A 488-nucleotide genomic window follows, 5' to 3' on the forward strand; every position below is an offset into this window, starting at 1 on the left:
CAAATTTACTCCTTTACCGCTTTTGGCAAAATTTTAGCCTTTGCGCTAAGGTTCTCTATCTTTAGCTCGTAAATTTTCATGTTTTTTAGCCCATACTCGGCCGCCACGTCAAAGGTGCTCATCGCGTAGGCGGTGTATTTTTGGCTGAGAATTTTTAAAATTTCATATCTTTTGGCATCATCTGTCACTTCGTAGGCTCTTGTTTTTGCGATGGTGCTTTTATACTCAGTCGTAAAGACCTTGCCGCCAAGCGCCTTGCCGTCGTCTTTTATCATTTCTAGCTCGCTATCATTTAGGTGCGGGACCTTGTTGAAGCTCACGCAGACAAACTCCACTTTTCGCCCATTTTGAAGCAGTTTTGCCTTGCTACCAGCGGTTGCTCCGTGGATAAAAATGCTCTCACCAACTCTAACTGGCGAGATAGGCACGCTAAAAATTTCTCCCTCATCATCTACGCATGAGATCACGCAGTATTCGCAGTTATCGAT

The 488-nt window shown here is 44.3% G+C and carries 1 protein-coding gene; it reads right to left on the bottom strand.

Translation table 11 applies throughout. The annotated features are described in order from the left end of the window. Positions 1-5: 5 nt before the first annotated feature. A partial coding sequence (locus CYP05_RS04320; RefSeq protein ID WP_103642099.1) for a pyridoxamine 5'-phosphate oxidase family protein occupies positions 6-488 on the bottom strand: 483 nt, incomplete at its 5' end.

It is taken from the genome of Campylobacter concisus, from assembly GCF_002913545.1.
In the GTDB taxonomy this organism is placed as follows: domain Bacteria; phylum Campylobacterota; class Campylobacteria; order Campylobacterales; family Campylobacteraceae; genus Campylobacter_A; species Campylobacter_A concisus_AV.